At 70.6% G+C, this 19,303-nt stretch carries 25 protein-coding genes; 10 read left to right on the top strand and 15 right to left on the bottom strand.

The annotated features are described in order from the left end of the window. The 3 genes from JLI01S_RS05655 to JLI01S_RS05645 form a co-directional block, all read left to right on the top strand. On the top strand, positions 1-450 hold a 450-nt coding region (locus JLI01S_RS05655; protein ID WP_281177452.1), incomplete at its 5' end, for a trehalose-phosphatase. 50 nt (positions 451-500) lie between these two features. Then, a complete protein-coding gene (locus JLI01S_RS05650; protein ID WP_068261318.1) occupies positions 501-1,745 on the top strand; it encodes a DUF4032 domain-containing protein in 1,245 nt (414 codons plus the stop codon). Then, complete coding sequence (locus tag JLI01S_RS05645; RefSeq protein WP_068261316.1) at positions 1,745-2,353, top strand: RDD family protein; 609 nt, start codon at positions 1,745-1,747, stop codon at positions 2,351-2,353. The genes JLI01S_RS05650 and JLI01S_RS05645 overlap by 1 nt, the downstream gene beginning before the upstream one ends. 116 nt (positions 2,354-2,469) lie before the next feature. On the opposite strand, the gene rlmB is transcribed toward JLI01S_RS05645, so the two are convergent. Both rlmB and cysS read right to left on the bottom strand, forming a co-directional pair. Continuing rightward, entirely contained in the window at positions 2,470-3,420 is a 951-nt protein-coding gene (gene rlmB / locus JLI01S_RS05640; RefSeq protein ID WP_068261307.1) for a 23S rRNA (guanosine(2251)-2'-O)-methyltransferase RlmB, read from the bottom strand. After that, positions 3,420-4,853 (bottom strand): cysteine--tRNA ligase, encoded by a 1,434-nt coding sequence (gene cysS, locus JLI01S_RS05635; RefSeq protein WP_068261304.1) that lies wholly within the window; start codon positions 4,851-4,853, stop codon positions 3,420-3,422. Before cysS ends, rlmB begins: the two co-directional genes overlap by 1 nt. 66 nt (positions 4,854-4,919) lie before the next feature. Between cysS and JLI01S_RS05630 the strand changes: the two genes are divergently transcribed. Further along, positions 4,920-5,228, top strand: coding sequence for a DUF1330 domain-containing protein (locus tag JLI01S_RS05630; RefSeq protein ID WP_084349221.1), 309 nt, complete (start codon positions 4,920-4,922; stop codon positions 5,226-5,228). 3 nt (positions 5,229-5,231) lie between these two features. On the opposite strand, the gene JLI01S_RS05625 is transcribed toward JLI01S_RS05630, so the two are convergent. Continuing rightward, positions 5,232-5,861 (bottom strand): MBL fold metallo-hydrolase, encoded by a 630-nt coding sequence (locus JLI01S_RS05625; protein WP_068261299.1) that lies wholly within the window; start codon positions 5,859-5,861, stop codon positions 5,232-5,234. Further along, complete coding sequence (locus JLI01S_RS05620) at positions 5,858-6,946, bottom strand: S-(hydroxymethyl)mycothiol dehydrogenase (protein WP_068261296.1); 1,089 nt, start codon at positions 6,944-6,946, stop codon at positions 5,858-5,860. The genes JLI01S_RS05625 and JLI01S_RS05620 overlap by 4 nt, the downstream gene beginning before the upstream one ends. Positions 6,947-7,051: 105 nt before the next feature. Between JLI01S_RS05620 and JLI01S_RS05615 the strand changes: the two genes are divergently transcribed. Then, a complete protein-coding gene (locus tag JLI01S_RS05615; protein WP_068261293.1) occupies positions 7,052-7,378 on the top strand; it encodes a hypothetical protein in 327 nt (108 codons plus the stop codon). Further along, complete coding sequence (locus JLI01S_RS05610; RefSeq protein ID WP_068261290.1) at positions 7,375-8,073, top strand: type 1 glutamine amidotransferase; 699 nt, start codon at positions 7,375-7,377, stop codon at positions 8,071-8,073. Before JLI01S_RS05615 ends, JLI01S_RS05610 begins: the two co-directional genes overlap by 4 nt. Before the next feature lie 3 nt (positions 8,074-8,076). On the opposite strand, the gene ispF is transcribed toward JLI01S_RS05610, so the two are convergent. Beyond that, positions 8,077-8,586, bottom strand: a complete 510-nt coding sequence (gene ispF, locus JLI01S_RS05605; protein WP_068261288.1) for a 2-C-methyl-D-erythritol 2,4-cyclodiphosphate synthase — start codon at positions 8,584-8,586, stop codon at positions 8,077-8,079. 54 nt (positions 8,587-8,640) lie between these two features. On the opposite strand from ispF, the gene JLI01S_RS05600 reads away from it, so the two are divergent. Beyond that, positions 8,641-9,693, top strand: coding sequence for an NAD(P)-binding domain-containing protein (locus JLI01S_RS05600; protein WP_157074839.1), 1,053 nt, complete (start codon positions 8,641-8,643; stop codon positions 9,691-9,693). On the opposite strand, the gene ispD is transcribed toward JLI01S_RS05600, so the two are convergent. Further along, positions 9,690-10,361 (bottom strand): 2-C-methyl-D-erythritol 4-phosphate cytidylyltransferase, encoded by a 672-nt coding sequence (ispD, locus tag JLI01S_RS05595; RefSeq protein ID WP_068261282.1) that lies wholly within the window; start codon positions 10,359-10,361, stop codon positions 9,690-9,692. The two genes, JLI01S_RS05600 and ispD, sit on opposite strands and share 4 nt — an antisense overlap. Before the next feature lie 55 nt (positions 10,362-10,416). After that, complete coding sequence (locus JLI01S_RS05590; RefSeq protein WP_068261279.1) at positions 10,417-10,899, bottom strand: CarD family transcriptional regulator; 483 nt, start codon at positions 10,897-10,899, stop codon at positions 10,417-10,419. A gap of 157 nt (positions 10,900-11,056) precedes the next feature. Here JLI01S_RS05590 and JLI01S_RS05585 point away from each other — a divergent pair, with 157 nt between their 5' ends. Continuing rightward, a complete protein-coding gene (locus JLI01S_RS05585; protein ID WP_068261277.1) occupies positions 11,057-11,575 on the top strand; it encodes a hypothetical protein in 519 nt (172 codons plus the stop codon). 80 nt (positions 11,576-11,655) lie between these two features. On the opposite strand, the gene JLI01S_RS05580 is transcribed toward JLI01S_RS05585, so the two are convergent. After that, positions 11,656-12,336 (bottom strand): response regulator, encoded by a 681-nt coding sequence (locus tag JLI01S_RS05580; protein ID WP_068261275.1) that lies wholly within the window; start codon positions 12,334-12,336, stop codon positions 11,656-11,658. Beyond that, a complete protein-coding gene (locus JLI01S_RS05575) occupies positions 12,333-13,511 on the bottom strand; it encodes a sensor histidine kinase (protein WP_068261272.1) in 1,179 nt (392 codons plus the stop codon). Before JLI01S_RS05575 ends, JLI01S_RS05580 begins: the two co-directional genes overlap by 4 nt. Positions 13,512-13,666: 155 nt before the next feature. Between JLI01S_RS05575 and phoU the strand changes: the two genes are divergently transcribed. Further along, a complete protein-coding gene (phoU, locus tag JLI01S_RS05570; RefSeq protein WP_068261269.1) occupies positions 13,667-14,341 on the top strand; it encodes a phosphate signaling complex protein PhoU in 675 nt (224 codons plus the stop codon). Between the two features lie 60 nt (positions 14,342-14,401). Here the strand turns inward: phoU and JLI01S_RS05565 are convergent, their stop codons facing one another. The 4 genes from JLI01S_RS05565 to JLI01S_RS05550 are packed head-to-tail and all read right to left on the bottom strand — an operon-like array spanning position 14,402 to position 17,706. Continuing rightward, complete coding sequence (locus tag JLI01S_RS05565; RefSeq protein ID WP_068261267.1) at positions 14,402-15,133, bottom strand: phosphoglyceromutase; 732 nt, start codon at positions 15,131-15,133, stop codon at positions 14,402-14,404. A 22-nt stretch (positions 15,134-15,155) separates the two neighbouring features. Continuing rightward, the gene (locus JLI01S_RS05560) at positions 15,156-15,680 is read right to left on the bottom strand and encodes a type III secretion system chaperone family protein (protein WP_068261264.1); all 525 of its coding nucleotides are present in this window, start codon (positions 15,678-15,680) and stop codon (positions 15,156-15,158) included. After that, positions 15,677-16,939, bottom strand: a complete 1,263-nt coding sequence (gene mshA, locus JLI01S_RS05555; protein ID WP_068261337.1) for a D-inositol-3-phosphate glycosyltransferase — start codon at positions 16,937-16,939, stop codon at positions 15,677-15,679. The genes JLI01S_RS05560 and mshA overlap by 4 nt, the downstream gene beginning before the upstream one ends. Positions 16,940-16,965: 26 nt before the next feature. Then, positions 16,966-17,706 (bottom strand): hypothetical protein, encoded by a 741-nt coding sequence (locus JLI01S_RS05550; protein ID WP_068261261.1) that lies wholly within the window; start codon positions 17,704-17,706, stop codon positions 16,966-16,968. A 73-nt stretch (positions 17,707-17,779) separates the two neighbouring features. On the opposite strand from JLI01S_RS05550, the gene JLI01S_RS05545 reads away from it, so the two are divergent. Next, on the top strand, positions 17,780-18,601 hold the full coding sequence (locus JLI01S_RS05545; RefSeq protein WP_068261258.1) for an O-methyltransferase: 822 nt from the start codon (positions 17,780-17,782) through the stop codon (positions 18,599-18,601). Here the strand turns inward: JLI01S_RS05545 and JLI01S_RS05540 are convergent. Beyond that, the gene (locus JLI01S_RS05540; protein ID WP_068261257.1) at positions 18,589-18,954 is read right to left on the bottom strand and encodes a phosphomannose isomerase type II C-terminal cupin domain; all 366 of its coding nucleotides are present in this window, start codon (positions 18,952-18,954) and stop codon (positions 18,589-18,591) included. The two genes, JLI01S_RS05545 and JLI01S_RS05540, sit on opposite strands and share 13 nt — an antisense overlap. Before the next feature lie 48 nt (positions 18,955-19,002). After that, the gene (locus tag JLI01S_RS05535) at positions 19,003-19,296 is read right to left on the bottom strand and encodes a DUF2516 family protein (RefSeq protein ID WP_068261254.1); all 294 of its coding nucleotides are present in this window, start codon (positions 19,294-19,296) and stop codon (positions 19,003-19,005) included. Between the last annotated feature and the right edge of the window lie 7 nt (positions 19,297-19,303).

Here is a 19,303-nt window from a genome sequence, read left to right as displayed (position 1 = left end):
GGCACCGCCGCCGCCGTGGCCGCGCTGCGCGGCCGGGTCGAGCTCGCCGTCGCCGAGCGGGAGTCGCGGATCCGCCTGGAGCACAAGCCGACGGCCGTCGTGCTGCACACCCGCGGCCTGCCCGACGACGTGTTGCCGACCGCTGCGGCCATCGCGCAGGATGCCGCCCTCGTCGACGGCGTCACCCACCTCGCCGGCAAGGGCGTGCACGAGCTGAGCGTGCTGCGTGCCGACAAGGGCACCGCACTGCGCGGCCTCGCCGCCACGCTCGAGGCCGACGCCATCGTCTATCTCGGTGACGACGTGACCGACGAGCACGTCTTCACCGTGCTCGGACCGGACGACGTGGGGATCAAGGTGGGTCCCGGCGAGAGCGCCGCCCGACTACGGGTCGACGACTGCACGCTCGTCCCCGAGGTCCTGACCGCGCTGGCCTCCCTTCGCCCCTAAGGTTGGGCCACACTGAGCTGATGGGCCCGTCGGGCCCGGAGGGAGGAGCCATGCCCCTGGACATCTCCGCTGCCCAGCCCGACCCGGCGCTGCTCGACCTGCCGTGGTCGGCCCCGCTGGAGGACTGGCCGCAGGACCTGCTTGCCGCCCTCCCGCGGGGCATCTCCCGGCACGTCGTGCGCTTCGCCCACCTGTCCGGCGGCATCGTCGCGGTCAAGGAGATCAAGGCCGACATCGCGCGCAACGAGTACCGGCTGCTGCGTCAGCTGCGCCGCCTCGACCTGCCGTGCGTCAAACCGCTCGCCGTCGTGACCGGGCGCACGGACGTCGACGGCGAGCCCCTGGACGCATGCCTCGTCACCCGACACCTGCAGTTCTCCCTCCCCTATCGCGTCGTCTTCGGCCAGCACCTGCGCGAGGACACGGCCGTCCGCCTCGCGGACGCCCTCGCGGTGCTCCTCGTGCGGCTGCACATGGCCGGGTTCTTCTGGGGGGATGTCTCGCTGTCCAACACGCTCTTTCGCCGGGACGCGGGCGCCTTCTCCGCCTATCTTGTGGACGCGGAGACCGGCGAGCTGCACGAGCGGCTGAGCGACGGGCAGCGCGAGCACGACCTCGACCTCGCCCAGACCAACATCGCGGGTGAGCTGATGGACCTCGCCGCGGGCGGCTACCTGCCCGAGGACCTCGACCCGATCGACATCTCCGCCGACCTCATCGGCCGCTACCGCGGGCTGTGGCGCGAGCTCACCGGCGACGAGTGGTTCGACTCCGGCGAGCGGTGGCGCGTCGACGAGCGGATCCGGCGACTCAACGTGCTCGGCTTCGACGTCGACGAGCTGGCCATCACCACCGACCTCGACGGCACCCACCTGCGGATCGAGCCCAAGGTCGTCGATGCCGGGCACCACAGCCGGCGGCTGCTGCGCCTGACTGGTCTGGACGTGGAAGAAAACCAGGCCCGACGCCTGCTCAACGACCTCGACTCCTACCGGGCCTCCTCCGACCGCCAGGGCGACAACGAGTCGCTCGTGGCCCACGACTGGCTCACGCACGTCTACGAGCCGACCGCCGCGGCCGTGCCCCGCGAGCTGCGGGCCAAGCTGGAGCAGGCCGAGATCTTCCACGAGATCCTCGAGCACCGTTGGTACATGGCCGAGCGCGTCGGGCACGATGTCCACATCAGGGACGCGATCACGGACTACCTGCGTGAGGTCCTGCCCAGCAAACCCGACGAGCAGGCCGTCCTGGGTGCCGACACCCAGCTGCTGCCCATCGTCGACAAGGAGAAGTGATGACCGAACCGACGCCGGGTGCGCCCGTCCCGCCGAGCGCCCCCCTTCCGCCGAGCTCGCCCTTCCCGTCCGGCGCCAACGACCCCAACCGTCCCGGCTCGCGAGCCTGGGTGGAGCAGCGCTACGGCCGCACGGCCGACTTCTCCGACCGGATCCTTCCGGGGATCATCGACGGGCTGCTGCCCTTCGCGGCCGCCCTCGTCCCGCTCGTGCTGGGCATCGTCTGCATCATCGCCGGGGCGCCCAAGACCTACGACTGCGGGTACTACTCCACCTGTGAGGTCCCCGGGTCCGGCTCCGGCCCGCTCATCGGGCTGGGCATCCTGCTGCTCTTCCTGACCTTCCTCGTGAGCCTGGCCGTCGTCGCGTGGAACCGCGTCTGGCGCGTGACCAAGACCGGTCAGAGCATCGGCAAGAAGGTGACCGGGCTCAAGCTCATCGATGCCGAGACCGGCGCTCACCCCACGCTCGGGCCCGCCGCGCTGCGCGAGCTCGTGCACCAGTTCGCAGGCATCATCAGCTGGATCTGGATGCTCATCGACGATGACGACCGCACGCTCGCTGACATCGTCGGCAAGACCCACGTCATCCACGCCGACAAGTCCTGAGGCGGCGCCTCACCTGCCCCACGCCTTCCGGGTGACCCGACAAACACCCCCTTCGCAAGCGGTGCAAACCCTTGCGAAGGGGGTGTTTGTCGGGTTGAGCTGCTGTGCGGTGGGCGTCAGCCCTGCGCACCCCGCACGCGGGCGATCTCGTAGAGCGTGACGCCCGCGGCGATGCCAGCGTTGAGCGACTCGGTGGCGCTGCTCATCGGGATCGAGACGATCTGGTCGCAGGTCTCACGGACCAGACGCGAGAGCCCCTTGCCCTCGGAGCCGATGACGACGACGAGCGGTGAGGTCGCCAAGTCGAGACCGGGCAGCTCCACATCGCCCTCCATGTCGAGACCGATGACGAAGAACCCGGCCTTGCGGTAGTCCTTGAGTGCCTGCACGAGGTTGGCCGCCTGAGCGACGGGGATGCGCGCTGCAGCACCGGCTGAGGTCTTCCACGCGGAGGCAGTCATGCCGGCGCTGCGCCGCTGCGGCACGACGACCCCGTGACCACCGAAGGCACCCACCGAGCGCACGATGGCCCCGAGGTTGCGCGGGTCGGTGATGCCGTCGAGCGCGACGACCAGCGGGACACCCGGGATCTGGGAGTCCACGAAGTCCCCGGGGTGCGCGTACTGGTACGGCGGCACCTGCGCTGCCAGCCCCTGGTGCACCGCGCCGTCCGTCAGCCGGTCGAGCTCGGTGCGAGGGGTCTCCATGATCGGGATCCCGGCCTCGGCCGCGATGGTCAACGACTCACGGACGCGGTCATCGCTGTCGATGCGGTTGGCGATGTACATCGTCGTGATCGGCACCTGGGTACGCAGCGCCTCGACGACGGAGTTGCGACCGGCGATCATCTCGGTCGAGGCCTTCTTGCGGCCAGCGGTCGAGCGCCCCGTGGGCCGCTTGTCACCGGACGACTTGTCGTACGCCTTGTGGTTGGGACGCTCGGAGGCCTTGGGCGTCGGTCCCTTGCCCTCGAGGCCGCGGCGGCGCTGGCCGCCGGAGCCTGCCTGCGGGCCCTTCTTGGATCCGGAGCGGCGTACCGCTCCGCGGCGTGAGCTGTTGCCAGCCATCAGTGGTCCTTCCTGGCGAGGCTCCACCGCGCACCGCGCGGAGTGTCCTCGATGGTGATTCCCGCGGCGACGAGTGCGTCGCGGATCTGGTCTGCGGTCTCGAAGTCGCGCGCGGCACGCGCCTTGGCGCGCGACTCGACCTGGAGCTGGACGAGGGCGTCGAGGGCCTGGGTGAGCTCGTCCTCACGACTGCCACCGGCTCCCACCCACGTCGCGGACAGCGGGTTGATGCCGAGGACATCAGTCATGGCGATGACCGTCGCGGCGATCTCGGCAGCCTCGTCCCGGCCCCCTTCGTCCAGGGCGGTGTTGCCCTCCCGGACGGCATCGTGGATGACGGCGAGCGCCCCCGCGACACCGAGGTCGTCATCCATGGACGCGGCGAAGGCCGCTGGCAGCTCGACACCCGGATCGGCCTCGACGGCCCCCTGACCCGGCTGCGCGCGACGCAGGAAGCCCTCGATCCGCTCGACCGCGGCGCCGGCCTCCTCGAGAGAACCCGGGTGGTACTCGATCATCGAGCGGTAGTGGGCCGCGGTGAGGAAGTAGCGGACGGTCAGCGGGTCGTGCTCCTGCACCAGGTGCTGGACCTCGAGGGCGTTGCCGAGGGACTTGCCCATCTTTTCGCCCTTGACCGTCACCCAGCCGTTGTGCAGCCAGTACCCGGCGAAACCGAGCCCGGCCGCGCGGGACTGGGCCTGCTCGTTCTCGTGGTGGGGGAAGCGTAGGTCGATGCCGCCGCCGTGGATGTCGAAGGTGTCGCCGAGGTACTTGCGGGCCATCGCGGAGCACTCGAGGTGCCAGCCGGGGCGCCCCTCGCCGTAGGGGGTGGGCCAGTTGGCGGTCGCGGGCTCCTCGGCCTTGCGGCCCTTCCACAGGGCGAAGTCGCGGGGGTCGCGCTTGCCACGCGGGTCTGCGTCGTCGGCGGCGACCATGTCGTCCAGGCCCTGGTTGGACAGCTCGCCGTAGTCGGCCCAGCTCTTGACGTCGAAGTAGACGTCACCGCTGCCGTCGGCTGCCGCGTAGGCGTGGCCTCGCTCGACGAGGGTCTCGACGAGGTCGACCATCTCGGTGATGTGGCCGGTCGCGCGCGGCTCGTAGGTGGGGGGCAGCACACCGAGCAGGTCGAGCGCCTGCGTCGTGTAGCGCTCGTTGCGGTAGCTGAGCGCCCACCACTCCTCGTCGGACTCGTCGGCCTTGCGCAGGATCTTGTCGTCGATGTCGGTCACATTGCGCACGAGGGTGACGTCATAGCCGTGGCCACGCGTGAGCCAGCGCCGCAGCACGTCGAAGGAGACGGCGAAGCGCAGGTGCCCGATGTGCGGCGCGCCCTGGGTGGTGAGCCCACAGATGTACATCCCCACCCGGCCGGGGGTCACGGGGACGAAGTCGCGCTGGGCGCGTGTGGCGGTGTCAAAGAGCTGCAGGGTCACGGCCCAAGGCTAACGGGCCATGCGGCCCCGTCCGCCATCCCGCGTGCAGTAGGCCATGCTCGGGCCATGACGACATCCCCCGTGCACGTGGTCTTCGAGGTCGACGTCCTCGACCCCGACTCCTCCGCCTACCGTGAGTACAAGTTGGCGGTGGCACCACTCATCGAGCGCTTCGGCGGTCGATACCTGGCCCGGGCGGCCCGCGGCACCGCGATCGAGGGTCCGGCGACGCAAGGCGTGTGGCACCTCGTCGAGTTCCCGGACCCGGCCTCGGTGCACGCCTTCTGGGCCTGCCCGGAGTACGCCCGCCTGCGGCCCCTGCGCGAGGGCGCCGCCGACGTGCGGGCCGTGATCATCGAGCCGCAGGCGAGCTGACCCTCAGGACCCGGGGTCGGCCCACTCCCCCCGGAGCGCAGCCTCGGCCGCGATGGTGGTCTCGGGGCCGTGCCCGGTGAGCACGCGCGTCTCGGGTGGGAGGGGCAGCAGCTTGTCGCTGATCGACTCCACGATCGTCGGGTAGTCGGAGAACGACCGTCCGGTCGCGCCCGGCCCACCGTTGAAGAGCGTGTCGCCGGAGAAGACGACACCCAGCTCGGGAGCGTGCAGGCAGCAGGCGCCCGGAGCGTGCCCCGGCGTGTGCAGCACCTGCAGGTCGGTGCCCGCGACGGTGATGACCTGCCCGTGGGCGAGCGCGCCGTCGGGGGCTCGGTCCGGGTAGGTCATCTGCCACAGCGGGGCCTCGTCGGGGTGCAGCCAGATGGGGGCCTGCTTGGCGTCGGCGACCTCGGCCGCAGCGTTGACGTGGTCGTTGTGGGCGTGGGTGCTCACCACCGCCAGGAGCGTGCGCTCGCCGATCGCCTCGAGGATCGGCGCGGCCTCGTGGCCGGCATCGATGACGATGCACTCGCTGTCGTCACCGACGATCCAGACGTTGTTGTCGACGTCCCACGATCCGCCGTCGAGCTCGAAGGCACCGGAGGTGATGACCTTGTCGATGCGCGCGGTCACAGGACCACGACCGATCGCAGCACGTCACCGGCGTGCATCTTGTCGAAGGCCGACTCGATGTCCCCCAGGCCGATCCGCTCGGTGACGAAGGCATCGAGGTCGAAGCGCCCCTGGCGGTAGAGGTCGACGAGCATCGGGAAGTCGCGGCTGGGCAGGCAGTCGCCGTACCAGCTGGACTTGAGCGCACCGCCACGACCGAAGATCTCGTTCATCGGCAGGGTGACCTCCTTGTCCGGCGTGGGCACGCCCACGAGGACGACCCGACCGGCGAGATCCCGTGCGTAGAAGGCCTGCTCGTAGGTCTCGGGCAGGCCGACCGCCTCGACGACGACGTCCGCGCCGAAGCCTCCGGTGAGCTCACGGATGCGCTCGACGGTGTCCTCGCTGCTCGCGTCGACGGTGTGCGTCGCGCCGAACCCCTTGGCGATCTCGAGCTTGCGGGGGTCCCGGTCCACAGCGATGATCGTCGTCGCTCCGGCGACCTTGGCGCCCGCGATGGCGGCATTGCCGACGCCACCGCACCCGATGACGGCGATCGACTCGCCGCGGGTGATCTCACCGGTGTTGACGGCAGCGCCGAAGCCGGCCATGACGCCACAGCCCAGCAGGCCCACGGCAGCCGCGTCGGCCTCGCCGTCGACCGTGGTGCACTGACCGGCCGCGACGAGCGTCTTCTCTGCAAATGCGCCGATACCCAGCGCCGGGGTGAGCTCCTCGCCGGTGTCGGCGAGGGTCATCTTCTGCGTGGCGTTGTGCGTGTCGAAGCAGTACTGCGGCTTGCCCTTCAGGCACGCGCGGCACTGGCCGCACACGGCTCGCCAGTTGAGGATGACGAAGTCGCCGGGCTCGACATCGGTGACGCCCTCGCCGACGGACTCGACGACACCGGCTGCCTCGTGCCCGAGGAGGAAGGGGAACTCGTCGTTGATCCCGCCCTCGCGGTAGTGCAGGTCGGTGTGGCAGACCCCGCAGGAGTGCACCTGGACGACGGCTTCCCCCGGCCCCGGGTCGGGGACGACGATGTCGACGACCTCGACATCGGCCCCCTTCGAGCGAGCGATGACTGCCTTGACGGTCTGCGACACGACGCGACTCCCTTCGGTAGTGGGCCGGCCGGCCCGGTTGCGTTGTCTCCATCGTGTCCCACGAGGCGAAGGGAGGACAGCCCGGGTTCCGCATAGGCTCGCCCCATGGGTCTCGACTACCGCTTCACCTACCTGCTCACCCAGGTCGGGTGGGCACTTCCGACGACGATCGCCGTCCTCGTCATCGCCGCGATCGCGCTGGTGCGCCGCGACGAAGGCCTGTGGTGGAAGCTCGTCGTGGGTGGGGCGCTGGCCCTGCTCCTGGGGCACGTGGTGAGCATCCTGGGCAACGCACTCATCGTCCAGATGTCATACGGCCACCAGCTGTACTGGCTCATCTCGGTCCCGTCGCTGATCCTGAACGTCGCCGGGATCTCGCTCCTCGGCGCGGGCGCCATCACCGGCCGGCGCGGTCAGGTGGCGACCCGATGAGCCTCCTCGTCGTCCAGCACCAGGAGTCCTGCCCTCCCGGCCGGGTCGGCCAGTGGCTGACGGAGGCCGGTGTCGAGCTCGACGTGCGTCGGCCCTACGCCGGCGACACGCTCCCCGACGACCTCTCGGGCCACCACGGGTTGCTCGTCCTCGGGGGCGAGATGAACTGCCGCGACGACGAGGTGGCCCCGTGGCTGCCGGCGGTCCGTGAGCTCATCCGCACCGCGGCGAAGGGAGTGGTCCCCACCCTGGGCATCTGCCTGGGCCACCAGCTCGCGTCGGTCGCACTCGGTGGCGAGGTCGCGGTCAACCCTCGAGGCCGCACCGTCGGGGTGCTCACCGTCTCCCCGACGTCAGACCTGGCGCAGGACGCGCTCTTCGCCACGGCCCGGGGCGGCCCCGTCGCCCAGTGGAACAACGACGTCGTCACGCGCCTGCCGGAGGATGCAGTGCGCCTCGCCGACAACGAGCGCGGTGACCTGCTCCTGGCCCGGCTGGCCCCGACCGTCTGGGGCGTCCAGGGGCACCCCGAGGCCGACCTGACCATCGTCACCGGCTGGGCGGTCAAGGACTCGGGGTCCCCGGCCGTCGCCGACCTGGACCTGCCAGCCGTCCTCGACGCGGTCGCGGACGCCCAGCCGCGGGTGGACGCGACCTGGCGACCGGTGGCGCAGGCCTTCGCCGCGCTGCTCTGACGCTCAGCCGGCCACGACGAGGGCGGTGGCGATCGCGGCGGCCCCCTCGCCCCGACCCGTCAGACCGAGCCCGTCGGTCGTCGTCCCGCTGACGCTCACCGGGGCACCGCACGCGCCCGACATCGCCTGCTGGGCCTCATCACGCCGGGTCCCGATCTTCGGCCGGTTGCCGATGACCTGCACCGCGATGTTGCCGATCTCGTAGCCGGCCTCGCGCACCAGCCGGGAGGCCTCGGCGAGCAGCGTGACCCCCGAGGCGCCCGCGAGCTCCGGCCGACCGGTCCCGAAGTGCTGGCCGAGGTCACCGATCCCCGCCGCCGCAAAGAGGGCGTCACAGGCCGCGTGGCAGGCGACGTCGGCATCCGAGTGCCCCTCGAGCCCGACCTCGCCGGGCCACAGCAGGCCGCCGACCCAGAGCTCACGCCCCGAGTCGGCCGCAGCGAAGGCATGGACGTCGACACCGATCCCGGTCCGCGGCAGCCGGTCGACCCTGTCGGCGTCATTCACAGTCATGGCGACAGTCTCCCAGCCGGGATGGAGTCCGGTCGCGTCGGCGTTGCACCCAGCGTGGAGCCTCTCGACTCGATCGTCATCGGCGCCGGACAGGCAGGGCTGTCCGCCTCCTTCCACCTGCGGCGTCTCGGGATCGGGCACATCGTGCTCGACGCCAACGAGAGCCCGGGCGGCGCGTGGCAGCACCGATGGGACTCGCTGACGATGGCCGATGTCCACGGCGTCGCGGACCTGCCCGATGCCCCGGCGCCCGGCGGGTCGCACGACCGCGCCAGCGAGGTCATCGCCCAGTGGTTCGACGACTACGAGGAGACCCACGAGCTGCCGGTCCTGCGCCCGGTGCGGGTGGACTCGGTGAGCGACGACGGCGGGCTGCTGATCGTGCGCTCAGGCGATCGCCGCTGGAGCACGCGCACCCTGGTCAACGCCACGGGCACCTGGACCCACCCCTTCGTGCCGACCTACCCGGGGCAGCGCGACTTCACCGGCGAGCAGTGGCACACCGTCGCCTACCCGGGAGCGGAGCACTTCCGTGGCCAGCGCGTCGTGGTCGTCGGCGGCGGGGCCTCCGCCGTCCAGCTCATCGGCGAGATCGCACCGATCGCCGAGGTCACCTGGGTGACGCGCCGGCCGCCGGTGTGGAGCGAGGAGTTCTCCGGCCGCGAGGCGATCGAGCTCGTCGAGCAGCGCGTGCGCGAAGGGAGGCCCCCCGCCAGCGTCGTCTCGGTCACCGGTCTGCGACTGCGACCCCAGGAGATGGCCGCGGCGCGCACTGGCGTCTACGAGCGGCGGCGCCCGATGTTCGAGCAGATCGAGACCGACGGGGTGCGGTGGACCGACGGCGACTTCGAGCCGGCCGACGCGATCCTCTGGGCGACTGGCTTTCGACCGGCCGTGCGCCACCTCGCGCCACTGGGCCTACGCAGCCCCGCCGGGGGCATCGCTCTCCTGCCCGGGACCCGAGATGTGCAGACCTCCGTCACGAGCGAGCTCGACCCTCGGGTCCAGCTCGTGGGCTACGGCCCCTCGGCGAGCACCATCGGCGGCAACCGAGCCGGCCGCGCCGCAGCCCTGGCGGTCCGCCGCCACCTGGGCGACGTTGCCTAAGGAAGCTCGGACAGGAGGCGCTCGGCACGCACCAGGTCCTCCGGCGTCGTCACCTTGAGCGCACGGTGATCACCCTTGACGACGAGCACGTCGTGCCCGAGGGCCTCGACCAGTGCCGCATCGTCCGTCGCCGCAGCACCGGCAGCATGGGCGGCCGTGAGGACCTCCCGGTCAAATCCCTGCGGGGTCTGGACCGCGCGCAGGGTCTCCCGCAGCGGTGTCTCGGTGATGACGCCGCCGGTGTCCACGACCTTGATCGTGTCGACGACGGGCACACCGGGGATCGCGCCCACCACGCCGGCGCGCAGCGCCGCGAGCACCCGCTCGAAGACGGCCACCGGGGTCAGGCAGCGGGCTGCGTCGTGCACCAGCACCCAGCGGATGCCCTCGGAGAGCTCGGCCAGACCGGCCGAGACCGAGTCGGTGCGCTCGGCGCCTCCGGCCACGACGCTGATCCGAGAACCGCTCTCACCGAGGTGCTCCACGAGTGCAGATGTCTCGTCGACATGCGTCGGCGGGACGACGACGACCACCTCGTCGGGGAGCGCGGCGAGCACCCCGCGGAGCGAGCGCTCGAGGATCGTCACCCCCACCAGCTCGACGAAGGCCTTGGGCCGGTCGGCCCCCAGACGGGTTCCGGAGCCGGCAGCGACGACGACGACGCCCACACCGTGATCGGTGTGGGCGTCGTCGTCACGCTCTGAGCTTGTCAGAACACGGCCCTCAGGACGCCAGGACCTCGTCGAGGATGACCTCGGCCTTGTCCTCGTCCGTCTTTTCGGCGAGCGCGAGCTCGGAGACGAGGATCTGGCGTGCCTTGGCCAACATCCTCTTCTCACCGGCGGACAGGCCGCGGTCCTTCTCACGGCGCCAGAGGTCACGGACGACCTCGGACACCTTGATGACGTCACCGGAGGCCAACTTCTCGAGGTTGGCCTTGTAGCGCCGCGACCAGTTGGTGGGCTCCTCGGCGTGCGGGGTGCGCAGCACCTCGAACACCCGGTCCAAGCCCTCCTTGCCCACGACATCGCGGACACCCACGAGGTCGCAGTTCTCGGCGGGAACCTCGATGGTCAGGTCACCCTGTGCCACCTTGAGCTTGAGGTATTGCTTTTCCTCACCCTTGATCTTGCGCATCTTGATCTCTTCGATCAGAGCAGCCCCATGGTGGGGGTACACGACCGTCTCGCCGACCTTGAAAACCATGTGGAGATTTCCCCTTTCGCGACCTCCAGATTACCACGGCGTGTCGTGCGTCGCACAGTCGTCCAGCGCGCCAGAATGCCCCCTCGCGTACGCGCGTGGAGAGACCTGGGCACACCCAGGACAAAACCGTCTGCTCGCTCCCGCTAGGCTGTGCCCCGTGAAGCGCAACCTCCTCACCCGCACCCCTGTCATCGCCTTGGCCATGGCCCTGGCGGCCGGCACGGCCGGCTGCACGGTCACCTCCCCCTTCCAGACGGCCAAGACCCAGTCCCTGGCCGACGGCGTAGCCGTCGATGTCGAGAGCGCCCAGGTGCGCAACCTCGCCCTGATCAGCGGGAAGAAGGGCGGCGACGCCACGGTCATCGGCACGGTCGAAAATGTCAGCGGCAAGGAGTTGACGCTGACCGTCGCGATCCCGGGGGGCAGCAAGGCCGAGGCCAAGATCCCGGCCCACGCCACGGTCGGCCTCAGCGATGACGGCCTGATGACCCTGACCAAGGTCCCGGCACCTCCCGGCGACATGATCGACGTCGAGGTCAGCGACGGCACGGACTCCACCCCCGTCTCGATCCCGGTGCTCGACCCCACCGGCTACTACGAGGACTACGCCCCCGAGGGGTGGACGCCCACCCCGACGCCCAGCGAGTCGCACGACTCCGAGGCAGAGGCCCACTGAGCCGCCCGCACCCCCTGCGCGACGAGAGGCCGGCACCCACCACGGGTGGCCGGCCTCTCGCGTGCGTGGACGCACTGCGCTCAGCCCTCGAACTTGTAGCCCAGCCCCCGCACGGTGACGATGTGGACGGGCTTGGCCGGGTCGGGCTCGATCTTGGCCCGCAACCGCTTGACGTGCACATCCAGCGTCTTGGTGTCGCCGACATAGTCGCTGCCCCACACCCGGTCGATCAGCTGCACCCGCGTGAGCACGCGACCCACATTGCGCAGGAGCATCTCGAGCAGCTCGAACTCCTTGAGCGGCAGCGAGACCTGGGTCCCGCTGACGGAGACGACGTGACGGTCGACGTCCATGCGCACCGGCCCGCCCTCGATGGTCGCGGGGAGCAGCTCCTCGGGCTCGTTGTTGCGTCGCAGCACGGCCTTGATGCGGGCGAGCAGCTCACGAGAGCTGTAGGGCTTGGTCACGTAGTCGTCGGCGCCGATCTCCAGACCCACGACCTTGTCGATCTCGCCGTCCTTGGCCGTGAGCATGATGACCGGGACATTGGACCGCTGCCGGATGGCCCGGCACACGTCTATGCCGGACAGACCCGGCAGCATGAGGTCGAGCAGGACGAGGTCCGCGCCGTCCGCGTCGAAGGCCGTGATGGCATCGGGACCGGTCTCGGCCACGGCGACGTCGTAGCCCTCCTTGTCGAGCAGGTAGGACAAGGGGTCGGAGAAGGACACCTCGTCCTCGACCACGAGGATGCGGGTCATGAGCGGGACTCCTTGGGTTTGGGGGGTGTGATGGTCAGGGGGGCGTCGGGCTCGAGCGACTCGACCGCGACGGGCAGACGGATGGTGAAGGTGGAGCCGTGGGCACCGTCGCTCCACACCTGGATGTCGCCACCATGGTTGGCGCAGATGTGCTTGACGATCGACAACCCGAGACCGGTGCCACCCGTGGCCCGTGAGCGGGCCATGTCCATCCGGTAGAAGCGCTCGAAGATCCGAGTCTGCTCGTGCTCGGGGATGCCGGGACCCTGGTCGGTCACGGCGATCTCGACCGTGTCGTCCAGCAGCCGCGCGCCCACACCCACCGCGGTGTCGGGGTCCGCGTAGGAGATGGCATTGCCCACGAGGTTGCGCACTGCCGTGATGAGCATGTCCTCGTCGCCGCGCACGTACAGATCCGCAGCGACCTTGTCGGTCAGCGTGATGTTCTTGGCCTCGGCCGCGAGGTGCAGGTGCTCGAGGGCGAGGGCGACGACGTCCTCGACCTCGACGAGCTGGGGATCCTGCAGCACCGGCGTGCCCTGCAGCCGGGAGAGCTCGACGATCTCCTTGATGAGGCTCGACAGCCGGATGGCCTCGCTCTGCATGCGACGGGCGAAGCGGTCGACCGCCTCAGGGTCGTCCTTGGCATCCATGACGGCCTCGGCGAGCAACGAGATGCCACCGACGGGCGTCTTGAGCTCGTGGCTGACATTGGCGACGAAGTCGCGCCGGGTCTCCTCGACGCGCCGCCCCTGGGTCTGGTCGTCGACGAGGAGCAGCAGGTGCCTGCCACCGAGAGGGGCCACCCGGGCAGCGACATAGACGACGGAGCTCAGACCGGGCCGGGACAGCTCGAGCTGGGCCTCACGGATCACCCCGTCGCGGGCCACCTGCTCGACCATGGCGAAGATCTCGGGGTGCACGAGGCGCCCGCTGCGCACGAGGCCGTAGGTGATCGCCGCGGGCGAGGTCGTCACGACACCGCCCTCACGATCCAGCACCACCCCGGAGGAACGCAGCACGGCCAAGACGTCGCCGACACCCCGAGGCACCTCGGGGTCGGGCTCGGGTGTGGGGGCGCGTTCGCGGTCGCTCATGGTGATGGCCGCCCAGACGAGGAAGCCGATGAGCAGGCCGGCGACGCCACCAAGAATTGCCGCGGTCGTAGGCTGCACGTCACCGAGAGTACTTCTCCCACGGGGCATGCTGGGACCGGGCCGCACCCCACGAGACGAGCGCCCGCGATGTTCACCTGTGCGCTGCGATGTGTTCACGAGGATCACGTTCACTGTGCCGGGGCAGCTGCCCGATCACCACCGAAGGGGGCGCCATGCGTCAGGTTTTCCATGATGAGCTCGAGCAGGTCGCGACCGACCTCGTCGCGCTCGCCGAGCTGGTCACCACGGCTGTCCGTCGGTCGACCGAAGCGCTGCTCGAGGCCGACGTGCAGCTCGCCGACCAGGTCATCGAGGACGACCAGGCGATCGACCTGCGCCGCAACGACATCGACGCGCGCTCCATCGACCTGCTGGCCCGCCAGGCCCCCGTCGCCAGCGACCTGCGCACGGTCGTCGCCTCGATGCGCATGTCCGGCGACCTCGAGCGCATGGGTGATCTGGCCCGGCACGTCGCGCAGGTCGCTCGCATGCGCTACCCCGAGCACGCCGTGCCCGAGGAGCTGCGCGAGACCTTCGCGCGGATGGGCGGGATCGCCGAGCGCATCGTCGGCCACGTCGCGTCGGTCATCCTCAGCCAGGACCTCGACGAGGCGCGGGACATCGAGCAGATCGACGACGAGCTCGACACCCTCCACCGGGAGATGTTCACCAAGCTCGCCGAGGGCGCCTGGCAGCACGGGACGACCAGCGCCGTCGACGTCGCCCTGCTGAGCCGCTACTTCGAGCGCTTCGGTGACCACGCGGTCACGGTCGCCCGTCGCGTCGTCTTCCTCGTCACCGGTGAGGCCGGGGCCATCGAGCCTCCGGAGGAGTCCGAGCGCCGCTGACCCCCACACACGCAGGAGGCCCGCTGACATCGCGTCAGCGGGCCTCCTGCGTGTGGGGGCCTACTTGCCCTGGTTGGCCACCGCAGCGGCCTCCGCTGCAGCGGCCTCGGGGTCGAGGTACTCCGCCGGGCGCGTGGGCATGAAGTCCTCGCCGAGGTCGTAGACCAGGGGCATGCCGGTCGGGATGTTGAGCGCGGCGATGTCCTCGTCGCTGATCCCGTCGAGGTGCTTGACCAGGGCTCGCAGGGAGTTGCCGTGCGCGGTCACCAGGACGGTGCGACCGGCGGCCAGGTCCTCCCGGATCGGCCCCTCCCAGTACGGCATCAGGCGCTCGATGACGTCCTTGAGGCACTCGGTGCGGGGGACCTCGATGTCGGCGTAGCGCGGGTCATCGGTCTGGGCGAACTCGTTGTCGGTGTCGATGGGCGGCGGCGGGGTGTCGAAGCTGCGGCGCCACAGCATGAACTGCTCCTCGCCGTAGGTGTCGCGCGTCGTCGCCTTGTCCAGGCCCTGCAGCGCGCCGTAGTGGCGCTCGTTGAGACGCCAGTCGCGCCGTACCGGGATCCAGTGCCGGTCAGCGGCGTCGAGCGCGAGGTTGGCGGTCGTGATGGCCCGACGCAGGACCGAGGTGTGCACGACGTCCGGCAGCAGGCCGGCCTCGGCCATGAGCTGGCCGCCACGGACGGCCTCGGCACGTCCTCGGTCGATGAGGTCGACGTCGACCCATCCGGTGAAGAGGTTCTTTTCGTTCCAGTCGGAACGGCCGTGGCGCAGCAGGATCAGTGTCGACATGCGCACAGCGTATCGACGCCCCTCACTCCTGCGGCGGCACGTCCTGCCGCTCGAGCACGGAGCGGAAGGCCTCGAGGTTGCGCAGTGACTCTCCGCGCGAGACCCGCCAGTCCCATTCCTTCTGCATCGAGGACCTGAAGCCCAGGAGCAGCAGCTCGTTGAAGGGCGCGTCGGCCGCCTCGAGCACGACCCCGAGCACCTGGTCGACGACCTCGTCGGTCACTGCGAGGAGGGGGATCCTCCCGCCGACATAGACGTCGCCCGCGGTGTCCACGGAGTAGGCCAGCAGCGGCATGCGCAGGTTGCGGCGCAGCAGGTGCCGGTAGAACTCCTCGTGGTTTTCGTCGGCATTGCGGATGACGAAGGCCGAGACGGACAGGGCGCTCTCACCGACGACGAGGGAGACGACGGTCTTGAGCTTCTTGTCACCGGGCAGGGTGACGACGAGCTCACCGTCACGGGCGCCGTGCTCGTGCTCGAGCTCGGCCTCGGTGACCACCTGGGTCACCACGTCGAGGGCACGCTCGCGGGGGGTCTGCTCGCTCATCTCGCCACCTCCAGGGGCTGGACGGTCGTCGGGTCGGTGAGCGGGGACCGCTCAGCGACGGCATCGGTGTAGACGTCGAGCAGGTGGTCGACGGTCGCCGACCAGCCGAAGTCCTCGGCGTGCCGACGGGCCCGCACCCGCAGGTCATCCGCCCGCACGGGATCGTCGAGGACCGCGAGCAGCTCGTCGGCCCAGACCTCGGGGTCGTGCCCCTCGACGAGCACCCCGGCGTCACCGACGGCTGTCGGCAGGCCACCGACCTTGGCAGCGAGCACGACGGCACCCGAGGCCTGCGCCTCCACCGCGACGAGACCGAAGGACTCGGTGTAGGAGGGCACGGTGACGATGTCCGCGGCGCGGTACCAGTCGGCCAGCTCGGCGCGGCTCACCGGGGCGCCCAGGTGCAGGACGTCATCGACACCCAGCTCCTCGCCCAGTCGCTGCAGCCCGTCGGGTGCGGCCAGGCCACGACCGGAGGCCCCGCCGAGGACCGCGACGACCAGCCGCTCTCGCAGCTCGGGCCGACGCTGCAGCAGCTGCGCCGCTGCGCGCACGAGCACGTCAGGGGCCTTGAGCGGCTGGATCCGCCCGACGAAGAGCAGCACCACGGCGTCCTCGCGCAGCCCCACGCGCTCGCGGGCCGCGGCCCGGTCCCCCGGGACGAAGCGCTCGAGGTCCACGCCCGGTGGCACGACGACGACCTTGCCCGGATCGGCGTCGTAGTACTCGACGAGCTCGCAGGCCTCCTGGTCGGTGTTGGCGATCAGCCGGTCGGCGATGTCGACGACCTGCGCCTCGCCGATCTCGCGGCCGGGGGGCTCGGGGACGTCGTCCTGGGCCAGCTGACGGTTCTTGACCCGGGCCATCGTGTGCATCGTGTGCACGAGCGGCACCTGCCACCGCTCGGCGACCAGCCAGCCCACCTGCCCCGAGAGCCAGTAGTGGGAATGCGCCACGTCGTAGTGACCGGCCGGGACTCGCGCGATCTCGCGCATCATGCCCGCCGCGAAGGCGCACAGCTGCCCCGGCAGGTCCTCCTTGACCAGCCCCTCGTAGGGCCCGGCATCGACATGGCGCACGGTGACCCCGGGGAAGAGCTCGACGGCATCGGGCAGGTCGGCCGCGGTGCGGCGGGTGAAGATCTCCACCTCGACACCCCGCCCCGCCAGCTCGCGCGCGGACTCGACGACATAGACATTGAGTCCACCGGCGTCGCCGGTGCCCGGCTGCGCCAGCGGCGAGGTGTGGACGCTGATCATCGCCACCCGTCGGATGCGCTGCTCGCTCACTCCTCCACCATCCTTCGATAGCTCGTCATCGTCAGCGTCGCCGATGACGACCACGTGTGCAGGTCGGTGTGGCCCATCCGACGCAGGTCGATGCCGCGGTCGGTGCCCTCCGGCCCCAGTCCCACCGTGACGCCGAGGCCGGTGGAGTAGGCATCGGCGACGGGAGCAGGACCGTCCCCGACCCACCAGGCCCGCTTGCGCAACAGCCGCTCGGGCAGGCCGGGTCCGCGGCCTCGCGTGCCCAGCTCCTGGGCGGAGTGCACGACGACGGCATCGGCCCCCTTCGCCCGGACGGTCACCATCAGGCGCGCTCCCTCGAGACGGACGGAGATCGACGCGGGCACCGTGCGGTCGTCCCCGGTGAGGTGACCTGACCAGGTGACCTGCCCCGGCTCGATCGCGAGCCGCTCGACCTCCAGGTTGCTCAGGGACTCCGAGATCTGCTCGCTCCGCTCTGAGCCCGACCCCTCGACCTCGCCCACGAGGGCGGACACCGGCGACCCGCCACGGACCGTGCGGAAGAGCAGGCTGCCGCCATTGGTGATGCGCAGCCCGGTCTCGTCCAGCTGGGCCGCACGACCAGTGCCCAGGGTGACCACGCCCCTGGCCTCCGGGGCGACGACGAGCAGCCCGGGCTGGATCGGTCGGACGCCGGAGTCCCGGCCCAGCGCCGGGGGGACCCAGATGATCCCGGCCAGCAGCAGCGCGCCAGCGAGCGACAGGAGCAAGGACACCATGCTCCAGCTCACTCGTCGGTCTGCGCGCCACACACCTGCCAGCCTAGTTCGACGCAGGACCTACGCTGCCGGGGTGCCCAGCCAGCGCCCCCTCGGCAACATCACCCGGGGAACGACCAACCCCAACCGCCTGCGTCGGTGCGACCGATGGCTCGTGGCGACCCAGCGCGACCGCCTGGCGAAGGGGGCGACCCCTCACCTCGTCGATCTCGGCCACGGAGCCTCCGGGGTGACGACGCTCGAGTGGGCCGAGCGGGTGCGCGCAGTGCGTCCCGATGTCCACGTCACGGGTCTGGAGATCGACCCGGAGCGGGTGGCCACCGCGCAGCACTGGGCTCGACCGGGCCTCGACTTCGCTCTCGGCGGCTTCGAGGTGCCCCTGGCCGGCGGGCAGCCGGCGCGTGTCATCCGTGCCTTCAACGTCCTGCGCCAGTACGACGAGGCGCTCGTGGAGGGCCCGTGGCGCACGATGATCGGGCGCCTCGACGAGCGGGGCATCCTCGTCGAGGGCACCTGCGACGAGCTCGGTCGGCTCGGCAGCTGGATCACGCTCGACGGCCAGGGGCCCCAGACCCTCACGCTGTCGTGGCGGCTGCGCGACCTCGACGCGTCCCGACTGCCGTCGGTCGTCGCCGAGCGCCTGCCCAAGGCGCTCATCCACCGCAATGTCCCCGGCGAGCCGGTGCACGACGTGCTCCGGTTGATCGACGACGCGTGGCGACGGGCGACCCCCTTCGCTCCCTACGGAGCGCGCCAGCAGGCCATCGCGGCCTTCGCAGAGGTCGCCGGGCAGGTCCCGGTCATCGGGGGTCCGCGTCGGTGGCGCCTGGGTGAGCTGACCCTGCCGTGGAGCGCCGTCGCGCCGCGCAGCGGCCCGCTCGCTCAGCGCTGGTAATCGTCCTCGAGCCGGACGATGTCGTCCTCGTCGAAGCTGCCGTAGCCGACCTCGAGGACCCGGCCGGGACGCTCGGAGGAGTTGCCCATGCGGTGCACCGCACCCTGGGCGACCCAGATCTGCTCGCCCGGCTGGGCGCTCCAGGTCTCATCGCCGACGGTGACGTCGATCGGCCCGTCGAGCACCTGCCAGAACTCGGCGCGCTGCTCATGGGTCTGCAGGGACAGTCGCTGCCCGGGATCGACCGTGATGATCTTGACCGTCGTCGCCTCGTTGAGGGTGAACTGCTGGAAGCTCCCCCACGGACGCTCGGACACGAACATCGACCCTCGAGGGTCCGGCAGGCTGCTCACGAACTTCTCCCCTGGATCGTTGGTGCGGTGCGCGTCATTGTGCCCGACTCAGCGACGTCGTCCGAGCACCTCGTCGATCGCCGGCCGCACATCGGCGAGGTAGACCCCGGCGATGACGATGCCGATGATCGCGAGGAAGCCGATCCCCCCGAGAGCAGCGATACCCATCAGCGTCGCGATGGCCAGTGCCGCGACCCAGAAGGTCTTGCTCTGCTTGCCGGTCGCGGTGAAGGCATCCTGACGCTGGCGCACCGCGTGCGCGAGGGCAAAGACCTCCGCGCCGAGGGCGAGGAGACCGAGCACGAGGACGATGAGCCCCTGGACATTGCTGAGGATCTGCACCCGTCCA

The sequence above is a fragment of the Janibacter limosus NBRC 16128 genome, from assembly GCF_001570985.1.
Taxonomy (GTDB): domain Bacteria; phylum Actinomycetota; class Actinomycetes; order Actinomycetales; family Dermatophilaceae; genus Janibacter; species Janibacter limosus.
The sequence above is the reverse complement of the archived record's forward strand: the minus strand, read 5'-3'. Positions and strand labels throughout refer to the sequence as shown.

Bases quoted from the DNA above. Each gene is read 5' to 3' on its own strand.
- rlmB (WP_068261307.1), bottom strand. From the start codon at position 3,420: ATGGCTGGCAACAGCTCACGCCGCGGAGCGGTACGCCGCTCCGGATCC.
- JLI01S_RS05560 (WP_068261264.1), bottom strand. From the start codon at position 15,680: ATGAGCGAGCAGACCCCCCGCGAGCGTGCCCTCGACGTGGTGACCCAG.
- JLI01S_RS05610 (WP_068261290.1), top strand. From the start codon at position 7,375: ATGAGCCTCCTCGTCGTCCAGCACCAGGAGTCCTGCCCTCCCGGCCGG.
- JLI01S_RS05565 (WP_068261267.1), bottom strand. From the start codon at position 15,133: ATGTCGACACTGATCCTGCTGCGCCACGGCCGTTCCGACTGGAACGAA.
- JLI01S_RS05615 (WP_068261293.1), top strand. From the start codon at position 7,052: ATGGGTCTCGACTACCGCTTCACCTACCTGCTCACCCAGGTCGGGTGG.
- ispF (WP_068261288.1), bottom strand. From the start codon at position 8,586: ATGACTGTGAATGACGCCGACAGGGTCGACCGGCTGCCGCGGACCGGG.
- JLI01S_RS05645 (WP_068261316.1), top strand. From the start codon at position 1,745: ATGACCGAACCGACGCCGGGTGCGCCCGTCCCGCCGAGCGCCCCCCTT.
- JLI01S_RS05650 (WP_068261318.1), top strand. From the start codon at position 501: ATGCCCCTGGACATCTCCGCTGCCCAGCCCGACCCGGCGCTGCTCGAC.
- JLI01S_RS05550 (WP_068261261.1), bottom strand. From the start codon at position 17,706: ATGGTGTCCTTGCTCCTGTCGCTCGCTGGCGCGCTGCTGCTGGCCGGG.
- JLI01S_RS05630 (WP_084349221.1), top strand. From the start codon at position 4,920: ATGACGACATCCCCCGTGCACGTGGTCTTCGAGGTCGACGTCCTCGAC.
- mshA (WP_068261337.1), bottom strand. From the start codon at position 16,939: ATGATCAGCGTCCACACCTCGCCGCTGGCGCAGCCGGGCACCGGCGAC.
- JLI01S_RS05590 (WP_068261279.1), bottom strand. From the start codon at position 10,899: ATGGTTTTCAAGGTCGGCGAGACGGTCGTGTACCCCCACCATGGGGCT.
- JLI01S_RS05580 (WP_068261275.1), bottom strand. From the start codon at position 12,336: ATGACCCGCATCCTCGTGGTCGAGGACGAGGTGTCCTTCTCCGACCCC.
- phoU (WP_068261269.1), top strand. From the start codon at position 13,667: ATGCGTCAGGTTTTCCATGATGAGCTCGAGCAGGTCGCGACCGACCTC.